The following is a 13,604-nucleotide window of genomic DNA, read 5'->3' as shown; positions in this document are numbered from 1 at the left end:
TTAATAGGCATTGCCAATTACAATATTTTGCTTTTTCAGTTTCTTATAAATGAAGATCACAATTCCGACGGCCAACCACGCCAGACCAAACAGCAAGGCTGATTTTTCGAGGTTGAACCAGAGGCATAAAATGGCCACGACAGAAATTAACGGTAAGAACAGATTTTTAAATTTGTTATTCCAGCCCTGACGTTGCTTTTCGTGTACATAGAATTTCATAAAGACCGAGAAATTGACTGCGGTAAAGGCAATCAAGGCGCCAAAACTGATCATGCTGACCACGGTGGCCAAATCCAGCACGATAGCCAGCAAGCAGATCACTCCAATCCCCAACACCGCATACAACGGCGTGCCCAATTTGCTGTGCACCTGACCCAAAGTGCCTTTATGGAAAATGCCGTCACGTCCCATAATATGCAGTAAACGCGATGCACTGGCATGGGTTGCCAAACCAGAAGCAAAGGTATTCATGATTTGTGCACACAGGAAAACAGCTTGGAATAATGCCCCACCGACATACATCACAATTTCAGGTAAGGCGGCATCAGGGTCTTTGAAGAGGACATTGCTTGGGAAATACAACTGAATAAACCAAGAAGCGGTAAAGAAAATTACCCCGCCAATTAATGTGGTATAGATCACCGCACGTGGAATGGTCTTCTTCGGGTCTTTGGTTTCATGCGACAAAGTGGTGACTGCATCGAAGCCCAAGAAGGAAAAACAGAGGATTGAAGCACCCGCAATCAACGGCAGAATTTCAGTATTGCCATTAAACAATGGCGCCATAGTGAGTACATGATTATAACCTTGATCATGCCCAACACCCTGAATCACCAGATAGACAAACAGCAACATCAGGACTATGGGCGCAAAGACAAAAATCAGACTCAAATTCGCCAGCAAATTAATTCGGAAACAGTTAATCAGGGTGACCAAAACGGTAAACAGCACCACCCACGCCCAGTATGGCACTGCTGGAATCACGGCTTCTAAATAAATCCCTGCCAGCAACGCATTAATTAAGGGCAGTAAAATATAGTCCAGCAAGGCACACCAGCCGACAAAGAAGCCTGCCTGCGGACCACATGTTTCTGCGGTATAGCTATAAGCCGAACCGGGTTTATCACTGACCCGACTAAAACGTGCATAACTGATAGCAGTCAGTAGCATGGCAAACAGTGCCAATAAATATGCCAGTGGCACACGACCTTCGGTGACTCCCGAAACAATCCCAAAGGTATCGAACACAGTCATGGGCGTCATATAAGCCACACCAATAATAATGACCTGCCATAAAGACAATGTTCTGAAAGAAACCTCAGTTTTTTTCATTTTGCCACCACTTACATATTTTATTTAACTTAATTCTTTTTTTGCAACAACTATGCCATATAATATAAAAAATCTTATTTTAAAAATGAGACAAGTTAATGCCTAGATACTCCATGGAAGTGCGCAAAGCCGCAATTCAAGCCTATAAAATTACCGACTACAAAGTGGCGGTTTGCAAACAATTTAACATTTCACGGGTCACTTTAGATGCTTGGATCAAGCTTGAAGAAGAAACGGGCGACCTTGTCCCAAAACCGAGTGAAAAACGCGGTGCACCCAGTCATATCAAGGATTGGACGGCCTTTCAAACCTTTGCAAAGAAAACAAAATTTCAGAATATTAGTGATTTAGTGCCCTTGTTTGAACAGGAATTTGGCTATAGTGTTTCTTATGCGGTGTTGGTTCGCGCCATCCATGTTTTAGGCTTACGCAGACGTCGTGGGCGCTATTATGCTTAATCTATTTCCAACTTTATTTTAAATAAAATCACTTTATAAATTTAAAAAAATAACTGTACATATATGTAAAGTTAATTTATTAAAAAGGTAAATTATAATTATTAAAAATGTAATTTTAATAATATAAAAAAGTTCATTATAAATATTAAAAAAGTAATTTTAAATTATTAAAAATGTAAGTTATTTATCAAAAATATGTACATTTGATAAATCCACAATGTAAAGCCAGTTTGCTTAAAGCGTCCAGCTTGAGGCAATTCTCCGACTAACCATGGTGCATACGGGTTCAGAATTGGGCAAAAAAAGAGTGGCTTTCGCCACTCTTTTCATTATTCAAAGCCATTCAACGGATATTGAGATTTCAGTTTTGATCGCTATATCTTGAAGGGCTTAAATAGGTTGGTTGTCATTCAAGGTGATAATGCCACGGATGGCACGATAGACGATCCAAATCCAAGCAATGGCAATTACGCTGACACAGAAGATGGTACTGCCCAAGGCAACCCCTGCAAACAGGTCTGGATTATCTCCCGTGAAAAACAGGAAAAAGAACGGCACAAAAGCCATCACATTCCAGAACAAATACCACCAGAAACTGCGGATTTGCCAGATAAAGTGGCTCTCGAAAATGGAGCCTCGCACATCGTTCAGTTTGATGTAGTTAATGATCAAGGCAATCAGAGCCAGTAAGCCACCCGTAAAAATTGCAATGATATAAAGGACATATAAAACGAGCGTTAAGCTACGATTTGGATCTTGATCAATGGGTTTATTCATTCTTTTTTCCCCTTTGTGTTGGCAGGCTTTCCTCTAGATTGGCAAGCTATTTAAAGGAGAGATCAGCCATAAAATAAGTAATAGATTTAAAGCTATAGTACAGAAATACACTTTCTTAAAAGGTTGTTTTTGTGTTTTGTGCCGTAATTTTTGCTGTGCCAGCCATGCCGCAGGCCAACCCCCTAAAAATGCCAGAATATGCAGCGTCTGTTCGGGTACACGACGTCCACCCAATTGTGCGGCCTCTTTATCTTGGGCATAAAACCAGTAGCTGGCCGCATTCATAAGACTGATAAACAACAGCACCAGTCCGCTAAGCAAACCCAACATCACCAAGATGGCCAACACAATAAAATAAGCGATACATGCCAGCTGCATCACGGAATGTTTTTGTGGTGTAACAGGTTTGGATTTCGGCTTAGGTCGTTTTGCTGTTTGTGAGGCTTTGAGATAGGTCACTTGCTGGGCACGAAAACGCCCTTGCCCATCCAACAACACCCCATATTCCAAAGCACAGCCGACAATTGGGCGCGGACCAGGTCGCGCAAAGTCCTTAATATGCAAGAACACACGCTGCTTATTGGCATCATCAGGTTGAATAAAGCCATAGCCTTTATCATCAAACCATTCCACCAAGCGTCCCTGATCTCGCATGTAAGCTTCCTTGTTAACCGTTTACAAATTTTAAGCGTTCAATCAGCATATTACGCATTTCTAAAGGATTTTTCTGCAAAATATCATCGCCTGTGCGTCCTTCAGCCGCATTTTTCTGTGCCACTTGTAAACGCATCATCCAGAAACGCCCTGCTGCCATAGCCAAATACAATTCCAGACAGGCTTTTTCATCTTCCGTTAGCGGACGTACAGTTTGATAGGCATTCAGGAACGCAAGCGCTTTTTCTTCATCTAAATGCACTTCTGGATAAACCGTACAGAAATCATTCAGGGTAATTGCCACATCAAACAACAGCTCGTCTTTGTTTAATTCATAAAAGTCGAGAATGCCCTTGAGCTGTTCACCTTCAAATAAGGTATTGTCACGGAACAGGTCTGAATGGATAAAGCCTTTTGGTCGGTTTGGATACACCTCAGTCATGGCATCATACACACCCAACAATTCATTCAGTAATGCCGTATCCGCAGCATTTAACGTCGGTTTAATTTCACGCGACACCTGACGCCAGTACTGATGATTACGGTACTGCGCACGTTCCAAAGGAAAATTCTGTAATGCCACATGCATTTTGGCTTGCGCCACCGCAATGGCTTTTACCTGCGCCAAAGTGGCAGGCATCGGGTGTTTTCCCATTAAACGCGGAGCAATCTGTGCAGGTTTTTGTTTAATAAAATGAATCGCTTGACCTGCATGTTTTAAGGGTACAGGTACAGGCAAGCCTTGCTGTCCGAGATGTTCTAAGATGGGCACAATTTCGCCCGCCCCATGCTGATCCATTTCTTCAAACACGGTTAATACATATTGGCTGTGGTCTTCACAGACCAGAAAATAGTTTGTATTTTGAATACCTCCTTGAATGGGAATCAGGTCAATCACCTCTAATCCATAAGGGGCTGCGAAGTCCTGAACTTCCTTTAAAGTCAAAGTGGTATAAACCGACATAGAAAACCTGCGAAAAATCTTACATAAGTTTGATAGAATACCGTTTCAATCTACCAAGGTGTAGCGCTTGTGTAGGTGAGTTTCATAATCGGCTGTAATTATTGGAAAAAATTATGCTAGCTAAACGTATTATTCCTTGTCTCGACGTCGACAACGGTCGTGTGGTGAAAGGTGTACAATTCCTTGATATTCGTGATGCAGGTGACCCTGTTGAAGTTGCCCGTCGCTATAACGAACAAGGTGCCGATGAAATTACCTTCCTTGATATTACTGCTACACATCATGGACGCGACACCACGTACCGCACGGTAGAACGTATGGCAGAAAGCGTATTCGTTCCACTAACTGTGGGTGGTGGTGTCCGTAAAGTTGAAGATATCCGTTTATTGCTCAATGCAGGTGCAGATAAAGTCAGTATTAACTCGGCAGCAGTCACCAATCCAGAATTTGTTCAAGAAGCATCGCAACGCTTTGGCGCACAATGTATTGTAGTTGCGATTGATGCGAAAAAAACGGGTGAAAACAAATGGGAAATTTTCACCCACGGTGGTCGTAAACCGACAGGCATTGATGCGATTGAATGGGCTGTGAAAATGGCGGACTACGGCGCAGGTGAATTACTGATTACCTCAATGGATGCCGATGGCACCAAAGCAGGTTATGACCTTGGCTTAATGCGCGCGATTAATGACCGTGTGACCATCCCGACCATTGCGTCTGGTGGTGTCGGTACATTGCAGCACTTGGCAGATGGCATTTTAAAAGGTGGTGCCGATGCAGTATTGGCAGCCTCTATTTTCCACTTTGGTCAGCACACCATTCCTGAAGCCAAGCAATATTTAGCAGCGCAAGGCATTGAAATGCGTCTCTAAACACAACGCATCCATCTGGCTGTTCAAAGGAGTGCTGAATGCACTCCTTTTTTATTGCCGCCCGTGCTCGCGAAAATCAAAGCAAAAAAAAAAGGAGTCTTGACGACTCCCTATAAACCAAGAAACTGAATTGCCCTTGATTTGGCTCAAATACTTCAACAACTTAAAACGAGATACAGATATTCGTTGCAATGGAAATCAAGCAATGAATAGAGCTAATTTAGGTGAGATTTCCTCGCGAGTATTGACCAAAGCCGACAAAATTATTGACCAATTACGACAACTCCGCAGATTCTACTGATTCCCCTACTGGTTTTTGCTGTGGGCTGGCAAGGCCGTGATGGTTTTTTTCAACCCACTGGGCAGGGAAATAACGTTGCGACAGTTGATTCAATCGGCTTGCCATGAATGAGGGTAAAGTCACGCCCAACGGATTCTGCTCTTGTAAATTTTCTGCCGAAATGACTCGAGTACCCAGCACATAATCAAACCATGGTTTGGTCACACACCAGTTGGCATCCTGATTGGCATTCATATGATGATCATAATGCCACGGGATCTTTTTCATCGCCCATTCAGGCTCTAAGTGCGCGCGACGGTGAATATAAAAATAATTGCAGGCACTATACACGGCAGCCGCAGCCATGCCTTTCGAGAGAGGATAAAATAAGGCACTGCTCACCCCTGCGGCGACCAGCAAGGACATCACTTCATTTTTGGTACGCCAATGCGCTAAACCTTCCACATAGCTGTCATCATGAAACTGCTGTTTGCGCACTTCGCGGTGATGTTCCCAATGTGATTTCATACTTAAAGGCACAGGGCTATAACGCGGCTTTCCTGCCCGATGAGTGCCATGTAACAAATATTTATGTGCCACCCACTCAAAGCCATTGGCGACCACCAGTCCTGCTAAAAATCCTTTCCACATGTAAATTCTCCTTTCATGGCTTGAATATAGAAAACTGAATGTGATAAATATTGACCATCAACACGCTTAATATTGACAAATCACGACAACAAAAACAGATGATGCATACCCTGAATGATTACACAGGTTCAGTCTATGGTGGATTGGGGCACCTGCTTTATTGCTACAGCCAAGCCAAAGGACTGACCACTTCGCCACAACTGGAAAAAGTGCAGAATCTAGAGCGCTTTGACTATCGCATTTGGTATGCCTTATTACATGATTTACAGCAGCAAGTGCCTGAGCCTGCACTGGGGCTGGAAATCTCGGCTTTTGTGCAAGCCAAACATTTGGGTATTCTGGCTTATCTGGCACTGGCTTGTGACACGCTCGGGGAAGCCCTAAACCGCTATCATGACTTCCATCGCTTAATTTATGATGGTAGCCCACTACAAGTTGAAAGCCATAGCGACTATTTGTGTATCCGTTGGGGCGAGCTGCCACAGCACCTGACCACCCAACTCACCGATGAGATTGCGATTGCCCTGATGATCCAGTTTCTGAATCAGAATATGGCAGCGAATCCCATTCAGCTACATGAAGTCCATTTTCGTCACGCTACTCCGAAAAATAGCCGCCTGTATGAGCAGTTTTTTCATTGCAAGGTGCGCTTTTCACAGCCTGCCACGCAAGTCTTGCTACCGCTTGCCGAATTAAGCAAACCCTTACAACAAGGGGATCACACCTTACAACAACTTTTAATGCAACAAGCGCAAGCCTTGTTTAAGCAACTCCCGCATTCGACCCAGCTCGACCACCGCTTGCAGCAATTGATTCTGTCTGGTTTGCAAAAAAACCAGTATCAAGTTGAAGTCATCGCCCAGCAATTGAATATTTCAGTACGACAGTTACAACGCTATTTGCAGGCCCAAGGCAGCAGCTACCAGCAACGTACCCAACAGGTGCGTCAAATGCTGGCAGAACAATATCTCAAAGACCCACACCTGAGCTTGCAGGAAATCGCGCTACTTTTAAGCTACTCTGAACAAAGTGCATTTCAGCGCGCCTTCAAATTATGGACAGGGCAAACACCGCAGCAGTTCCGCAAACTATATCTTCAAGCAATATAAGTATTTATAAAAATAAGCACATTTTTTAATCATTTTTACATTGAGTAATCTTAAATTAATCGTTAAAGATAAGACGTAATACTTTAGAACAAAAATTAACCACAATAAAAAACCGTGGAGATGACGATGAATAAATATCTTGCCGAGCTGCTTGGCACATTTTGGCTGGTGTTTGGTGGCTGCGGAAGTGCAATTTTTGCCGCAGCATTTCCTGAACTCGGCATTGGTTTTGCGGGTGTCGCACTCGCCTTTGGTCTGACGGTGCTCACGGGCGCTTATGCCTTTGGACATATCTCAGGAGGACATTTCAATCCCGCAGTCAGTATTGGTTTATGGGTCGGTCAGCGTTTCGATGGTAAAGATTTACTGCCTTATCTGGCGGCACAAATGATTGGTGCGGTGCTGGCGGCTTTTATACTGTTCTTGATTGCACAAGGACAAGCCGACTTTGCGGGCACAGGTTCGTTTGCCAGTAACGGTTATGCAGAGCTTTCCCCTGGACACTATGGCTTGCTTTCGGCACTTATCATTGAAGTGGTACTAACTGCATTTTTCCTGATTGTGATTATGGGGGCGACCGACAAACGCGCACCTGCGGGTTTTGCCCCAATTGCGATTGGTCTGGCGCTAACGCTGATACACCTGATCAGTATTCCTGTCACCAATACCTCGGTCAACCCCGCACGAAGTACTGGGGTTGCACTGTTTGCAGAAACTGCTGCCATGCACCAACTCTGGCTGTTCTGGCTGGCTCCGATTTTCGGAGCCGTAATTGGCAGCCTGATCTACAAATTTGTCGCACAAAGCAAAAGCTGAAATGAAAAAAAGCCCGTCGATGTGATCTGCATCGACGAGCTTTGATTGGATCTATCCACTTATAAAAACGGGTTTTCCACTTCCTGAGTTGCCGCATCATTCAGCTGTTGCGGCAAATCTGTTTCTGCTTCCAGATGAATCACAATGGCATTTAGATAGGCTTGCAACACTTTGGCTGCCGCCAAACCAGCCTGATCCTTGGCAATTTGCAAATTGCCATAAATATTGATCCGATCCAGCTGATTTTCTAAGGTCAAATCATGAATCGCATGGGACTCAGTCTCATTTTCAAAAGGTTTAAACATGGCCACCTCGGCGTAAATGCGGCAAATGAATGTGTGCTGTTTTTTACTTCACCAATTGCAACATATACTGCAACAAGGCTTCAATCAACTGTTTCACAATCGCATCTTGGGTCCCTGCATCTAAACTTGGGACTGAGCTGGTGGCTGCCTTGCTACTGCCTGAGCTGAAGCTTTGTTGCGCTGCTTGAATCTGATCCGCAGAGACATCTTCCGCACATTGGCTTTCCGCATCCCAGTGCGAATAGGCAATTTCCTGTTTGGCTTTCACCGCATTGGCCGTCAGGGGCAACTGATAGGTATTGCGCTTTTGCTCTTCGGTCAACTGCGGGAATAAATTTACCCCAATTTGCTCTTCCAAATAACAGACGCTGACAATTTTCACCTCTTGTGAATTGTTGTTTGGCGCGTAATACACCCCGATGGCACCCGTTTTTGGAATATACACCGCTTTATACACTGCGGTCGGCACCATGACCCCTTGCCCAATCACTTTCAGCGTTTTGCTGGTAAAGGTCGGACCTGTCACCACATACACATCGGTCTGATGTTTGGTCACAATTGCACGAGTCGCTTCTTCCAGTTTGCGCCAAACTTCCTGATTATTCCTCGGTGCTTGCGGCACCATATTGGCAAGAGAAAAACTGTCAAACTGCGATGTCTTATTCGGCATATCGGCATTTGGTGCCATATGCCCACGGTCATACCCTGAACCTCGATAATCCGACAAGGTGGCACGATATTGCGCTGGAATTCGCTCCTCTTCATGGAAGCTGTCTTCACGCGGAATTTTCTGGCTCAATCGCGCAGGGGTTAACGCTTCAGCCACCCACAACGGGGTTCTCGACACTCCGGAATACATGACATTAAAGCCATTAAAACACAGGGCATAGCTCTGCTTTTTCAGGCTTTCTCTATTTAAATACGGGGGTACATCTCGATAAAACTGGTCTAAACATGCCGAATTCGATGCAGTGGGTAAAGACAAGAACTGACTAATCCGCTCTTGCCCAAAGGCAATGGCAAAACTGCCTGCTGCAACCACCCCCAACACCACTTTGGAACTGTGCTGATTAAAAAACCACGGAAAGGATTGCTTAGAACTACGTTTTTTACTTGCCATTACTTTATCAAACGACTGATTTTGCAGGAGCTTAACAAAGCCCTTCTGTAGAAGTATATCCAGATGTGACTGATCGTTTAACAATTCTACAAAAACATGACATGCAGGTAGTACTTGTAACAAATTGTCTGATTTCGTCAGGCTTTTGAATGGCTTATCGATGCAATTGGGTAGATTCGATTGTCAGGTCAATTTTGAATATGCCAAGGTAGATGCACAAATAACGGTAAGAATAAAAGACGGAGTAATGATGTCTTCAAATCATGTAGTTGCTGCAAAAGTTTTGGCCTGTGGTTTATTGATGGGTCTTGTGAATGTTACTGCGTTTGCAGAACCCGCTGTGCAAGCAGGCGAAACCTTAGAAAGCCTGTCACAAGCCAAAATTACAACCAGTATTAATGGACAGCCAGGCTCCATTCAAGAGTTGGTTCAATCTGGACAGGTGCGCTTAGTTAACCCTGAGAATAGCTCGGTACAGCCAAGCCCAGCAGCAACAGCGGATCTATCATCAGATGCCTCAACCGCAGTATCCCCAAGTCCATCCATGTCTTCTGCCCCGCAACTCGACTCTTCCGCAGCACATCCAGTCAATGCCGCAGAAGCTGAAATTCCAAGCAGCGATCAGCCAGAGGCCGAGCAAAATCTGCAAGTACAACCTATGCCGACAGAGAACCAAAGCCTGCCTGCACAATAAACGGCGTGGCACTGCCTACATTGAAATAAGCATAAAAAAACCAAGGTCTATGCCTTGGTTTTTTCAATTATCTGAAAGAATCAGTTCAATCAGATTTCAATTTGACTCCCCAATTCCACCACGCGGTTTGGCGGAATTTTATAGAAGTCGCTGACTGGACTGGTATTGCGCTGCATGGAAATAAACAGCTTTTCACGCCACGGCGCCAAACCATCACCCACAGTACTGATAATCCGTTCACGCGATACAAAGAAGCTGATCTGCATAAGGTTATATTCCAGATCAATCGCTTGATAAACGGCTTCAAGTGCTTGTGGAATATTCATTTCATCTTTAAAACCGTAGAACAATTCAACGCGATAAAAATGCTGATTCATGATTTCCACGTGGAACCGATCTTGATCGGCAACATAAGGTACATCCTGAATTTTAACCGTCAGAATGATGTTCTTTTGATGCAAAACCTTATTGTGCTTCATGTTGTGCAACATGGCATGTGGCACCACGGTTGGCGTACCGGTCAGGAATACCGCCTCACCTTCAACCCAGTTTGCCTGCTCACCAATGCTTTGCACAAATAAGTCTAGCGGAAGCGTATCTTGCTGTAACTTGGCAAAGGTCAGTTCACGACCATCTTTCCATGTCATTAACAGCATGAATGCGATACCACCAATCAGTAATGGTACCCAACCGCCTGAAAGGACTTTCAGCGATGTTGCGCTCACCAAAACCAGATCTAATACCAAAAATGGCGTGATAAGTAACACCAGTTTCAGCTTGCTCCATTTCCATGTATAACGAATAAACACCGCAATCAATAAGGTGTCACACAGCATGGTCATGGTCACGGCCAAACCATAGGCATGAGATAGACGCGAACTGGTTTGGAAAATCAGAATCAGGACAATAATCGCTGCCAACAGCACCCAATTCAGTAAGGGCACATAAATTTGCCCTTGTTCTGAGTCTGAGGTGTGCTTAATGTTCAGACGTGGCAAATAGCCCAGTTGAATAGCTTGACGTGCCAATGAAAACACCCCAGAAATCACTGCTTGCGAAGCAATGACCGCTGCCATGGTGGCCAAGAAAATCATCGGATACAGTGCCCATTCAGGCACCAATAAATAGAATGGATTTTCAATCGCATTCGGATCACGTAGTAGTAAGGCACCTTGCCCTGCATAGTTCAGCAGCAAACACGGTAACACCACAACAAACCATGCCAAACGAATCGGAACAGGACCAAAATGTCCCATATCGGCATAGAGTGCTTCGCCGCCTGTGACGGTTAACACCACCGCACCCATAATGAAAAACGTCATTAATGGATGGTTAATAATAAACTGAATTGCCCAGTGCGGACTCAGCATGCCCAAAACTACAGGTGTCTGAATGATGCTTGAAATTCCCAGTATGCCTAAAGAAAAGAACCACAATAAAGTCAGTGGACCAAAGAACTTTCCAACAAAGGCTGTCCCATGTTTTTGCATCACAAACAGGGTGGTCACAATGGCAATCGCAATCGGCACAATATAAGGATCCAGCGCATCTGTCGCGATGGATAAACCCTCTACCGCTGACAGCACCGAAATGGCAGGCGTAATGATGCCATCCCCAAAGAACAGTGAGGCACCAATAAAGCCAATGGCGATCAAGAGCAGTTTTCTACGGTCACTAAAATTGGTATTGCGCAGGTTCAAAGCAAGCAAGGCCATGATACCGCCTTCACCATTGTTGTCTGCACGCATGACAATCGCGACATACTTAATGGTAATGACCAGTGTCATTGTCCAAAAGATAATCGACAAAATACCCAAGACATTCTCTGGGTTAATCCCCAATCCATGTGCAGCATGGAATGATTCTTTCAATGCATAGAGCGGACTGGTTCCAATATCCCCAAACACAACCCCTAATGCTGCCAAGGTTATCGCAGGCAATGCGGCTTTTTTTGCAGAACTTTGCATATTTTGTCTTCAAAAAGGAACAGTATTTTTGTGCCATATTATCATTAAGAAAAATCTTTTTCTGCAAATCAATTGTTTCTGACTTGGCAGACTGTCTTTTTTTGGCTATTATCGCGCTCCAATGGTGAAGTGTCCGAGTGGCTGAAGGAGCACGCCTGGAAAGTGTGTAAACGTTTATAGCGTTTCGAGGGTTCGAATCCCTCTTTCACCGCCAAGATTCATGATCATGCAGTCACATGATGTCTTAAAAGGCTTAAACCTAAAGGGTTTAAGCCTTTTTTGTTTGATCCAGCAGACCCAACATCATGCATTGGGTTAAGCCCTTAAAAGAACTTAATTCGAGGATTCACTTGTCGGGCAAAAGCATCTTTTGCCGTAATCAATAATGTCTTTCCCACACCGTGAATTTTGCTCTGATGAATCCGATACAAAGAGCGATACATGATTCGGGCAGAAGGACCTTGTACCAGCGTATTTCCTAAAATTTGCCCCACGGCTTCAGACTCACTCAGCGAAACCAAAGTCCCTTTTTCATTAAATTTAAACATCGGGATTGTTTTCCCTTTCAGATGGCACAGCACCGCATTGACCAAGAACTCCGCTTGTTGGCTCGCCACTTGTGCTCGCGCACCCAAGGGATTTTCTTTACTGTCTAATTGACAATGAGCGCAGTCTCCAATTGCGAAAATATTGGGGTCAGTGAAAGTTTGTAGCGTTGCATGTACTTTTAAACGGTGGATCCCGTCTTTTTCAAAACCGTTTAGCTGTTCCAAGACTTTCGGTGCTTTCACACCTGCTGCCCAAATGATGCAGTCCGCATGTAAAGTCGTTCCATCCGCAAAATGAATCTTTTGATGTTCAATACTTTTGACACGATGATTGGTTAACAGATTGACCTGCAACTGCGACAACACCGTTTCTGCACGTTCCGAAACTTGTTCTGACAGGGCATTCAGAACTCTGCTTCCACCTTCAATCACATGAATATTGATATTTTCAGGTCTGATTTTCTCAAAGCCATAATCAAATAAGGTATGTTTAACTTGCGCCAATTCCGCTGCAAACTCGACGCCTGTCGCCCCACCGCCAATAATGGCAATATTGACCACAGGTTCATGCTGCAATTGCTGTGAGTTCTGATAAGCCAACATCATGTCTTGATGAATCTTCTGCGCTTGCTCAATATCATCTAAAAAATAGCAATGCTCTCTGACACCCAGTGTTCCAAAATCATTGGACTTTGCTCCCAGTGCCAAGACCAGAACATCATAAGCCTGCTGCTCCGTACGGCTGACCCACTCATTCGCTTCGGTGCGATGTTGAGTTTTGATCTGAATCGTTTTCGACTCACGATCAATACTGATCAGTTCTGCTTGAATAAAGTGATAACCATGTTTTTTTGCATGCAGAAAATAGTTGGTTTGTTCCTGCTCGATATTTAAGGTGCCCAGTGCCACTTCATGCAGCAGTGGCTTCCACATATGCGCAGCGAGTTTATCAATCAGGGTAATTGATACATCGTCATTTTTTTTCAAAGCTTCCGCAAGCTGGGTGACAAATTCCAATCCACCAGCACCACCACCCACGACCACAATATTTTTCATA

Annotated in this window: 14 protein-coding genes and 1 tRNA gene; 6 read left to right on the top strand and 9 right to left on the bottom strand. The window is 44.3% G+C overall.

Annotation, left to right across the window (positions count from 1 at the left end; all coding sequences use genetic code 11):
- Complete coding sequence (locus GWK51_RS05135; protein WP_161932937.1) at positions 1–1,332, bottom strand: APC family permease; 1,332 nt, start codon at positions 1,330–1,332, stop codon at positions 1–3.
- 98 nt (positions 1,333–1,430) lie between these two features.
- Between GWK51_RS05135 and GWK51_RS05130 the strand changes: the two genes are divergently transcribed.
- On the top strand, positions 1,431–1,790 hold the full coding sequence (locus tag GWK51_RS05130; protein WP_161932936.1) for a transposase: 360 nt from the start codon (positions 1,431–1,433) through the stop codon (positions 1,788–1,790).
- Between the two features lie 390 nt (positions 1,791–2,180).
- Here GWK51_RS05130 and GWK51_RS05125 read toward each other — a convergent pair whose 3' ends face one another.
- Genes GWK51_RS05125 through GWK51_RS05115 form a run of 3 tightly spaced genes read right to left on the bottom strand, consistent with a single transcriptional unit; the run spans position 2,181 to position 4,185 of the window.
- Complete coding sequence (locus tag GWK51_RS05125) at positions 2,181–2,567, bottom strand: DUF4870 family protein (protein ID WP_161932935.1); 387 nt, start codon at positions 2,565–2,567, stop codon at positions 2,181–2,183.
- 33 nt (positions 2,568–2,600) lie between these two features.
- Complete coding sequence (locus GWK51_RS05120; protein WP_161932934.1) at positions 2,601–3,221, bottom strand: DUF1294 domain-containing protein; 621 nt, start codon at positions 3,219–3,221, stop codon at positions 2,601–2,603.
- A gap of 13 nt (positions 3,222–3,234) precedes the next feature.
- Positions 3,235–4,185, bottom strand: coding sequence for a homoserine kinase (locus tag GWK51_RS05115; RefSeq protein WP_161932933.1), 951 nt, complete (start codon positions 4,183–4,185; stop codon positions 3,235–3,237).
- A 113-nt stretch (positions 4,186–4,298) separates the two neighbouring features.
- Between GWK51_RS05115 and hisF the strand changes: the two genes are divergently transcribed.
- On the top strand, positions 4,299–5,057 hold the full coding sequence (gene hisF, locus GWK51_RS05110; RefSeq protein ID WP_100241251.1) for an imidazole glycerol phosphate synthase subunit HisF: 759 nt from the start codon (positions 4,299–4,301) through the stop codon (positions 5,055–5,057).
- Between the two features lie 274 nt (positions 5,058–5,331).
- On the opposite strand, the gene GWK51_RS05105 is transcribed toward hisF, so the two are convergent.
- On the bottom strand, positions 5,332–5,988 hold the full coding sequence (locus GWK51_RS05105; RefSeq protein WP_161932932.1) for a sterol desaturase family protein: 657 nt from the start codon (positions 5,986–5,988) through the stop codon (positions 5,332–5,334).
- Between the two features lie 101 nt (positions 5,989–6,089).
- Here GWK51_RS05105 and GWK51_RS05100 point away from each other — a divergent pair, with 101 nt between their 5' ends.
- Together GWK51_RS05100 and aqpZ are read left to right on the top strand one after the other, a co-directional pair.
- Positions 6,090–7,097, top strand: coding sequence for an AraC family transcriptional regulator (locus GWK51_RS05100; protein WP_161933070.1), 1,008 nt, complete (start codon positions 6,090–6,092; stop codon positions 7,095–7,097).
- Between the two features lie 126 nt (positions 7,098–7,223).
- The gene (gene aqpZ / locus GWK51_RS05095; RefSeq protein ID WP_161932931.1) at positions 7,224–7,913 is read left to right on the top strand and encodes an aquaporin Z; all 690 of its coding nucleotides are present in this window, start codon (positions 7,224–7,226) and stop codon (positions 7,911–7,913) included.
- A 59-nt stretch (positions 7,914–7,972) separates the two neighbouring features.
- On the opposite strand, the gene GWK51_RS05090 is transcribed toward aqpZ, so the two are convergent.
- On the bottom strand, positions 7,973–8,218 hold the full coding sequence (locus tag GWK51_RS05090; protein WP_161932930.1) for a hypothetical protein: 246 nt from the start codon (positions 8,216–8,218) through the stop codon (positions 7,973–7,975).
- Between the two features lie 43 nt (positions 8,219–8,261).
- A complete protein-coding gene (locus GWK51_RS05085; RefSeq protein WP_161932929.1) occupies positions 8,262–9,338 on the bottom strand; it encodes a DNA/RNA non-specific endonuclease in 1,077 nt (358 codons plus the stop codon).
- Positions 9,339–9,585: 247 nt separating this feature from the next.
- Here GWK51_RS05085 and GWK51_RS05080 point away from each other — a divergent pair, with 247 nt between their 5' ends.
- A complete protein-coding gene (locus tag GWK51_RS05080) occupies positions 9,586–10,032 on the top strand; it encodes a hypothetical protein (RefSeq protein ID WP_161932928.1) in 447 nt (148 codons plus the stop codon).
- Positions 10,033–10,121: 89 nt separating this feature from the next.
- Here GWK51_RS05080 and GWK51_RS05075 read toward each other — a convergent pair whose 3' ends face one another.
- Positions 10,122–11,999, bottom strand: a complete 1,878-nt coding sequence (locus GWK51_RS05075) for a potassium transporter Kup (RefSeq protein ID WP_161932927.1) — start codon at positions 11,997–11,999, stop codon at positions 10,122–10,124.
- Positions 12,000–12,122: 123 nt separating this feature from the next.
- Here GWK51_RS05075 and GWK51_RS05070 point away from each other — a divergent pair.
- Positions 12,123–12,213, top strand: a tRNA-Ser gene (locus GWK51_RS05070).
- A 109-nt stretch (positions 12,214–12,322) separates the two neighbouring features.
- On the opposite strand, the gene GWK51_RS05065 is transcribed toward GWK51_RS05070, so the two are convergent.
- Entirely contained in the window at positions 12,323–13,603 is a 1,281-nt protein-coding gene (locus GWK51_RS05065; protein WP_161932926.1) for an NAD(P)/FAD-dependent oxidoreductase, read from the bottom strand.
- Position 13,604: the final 1 nt, after the last annotated feature.

It is taken from the genome of Acinetobacter kanungonis (assembly GCF_009939195.1).
Classification (GTDB): Bacteria; Pseudomonadota; Gammaproteobacteria; order Pseudomonadales; family Moraxellaceae; genus Acinetobacter; species Acinetobacter kanungonis.
This window is presented reverse-complemented; position numbering and strand designations above follow the sequence as displayed.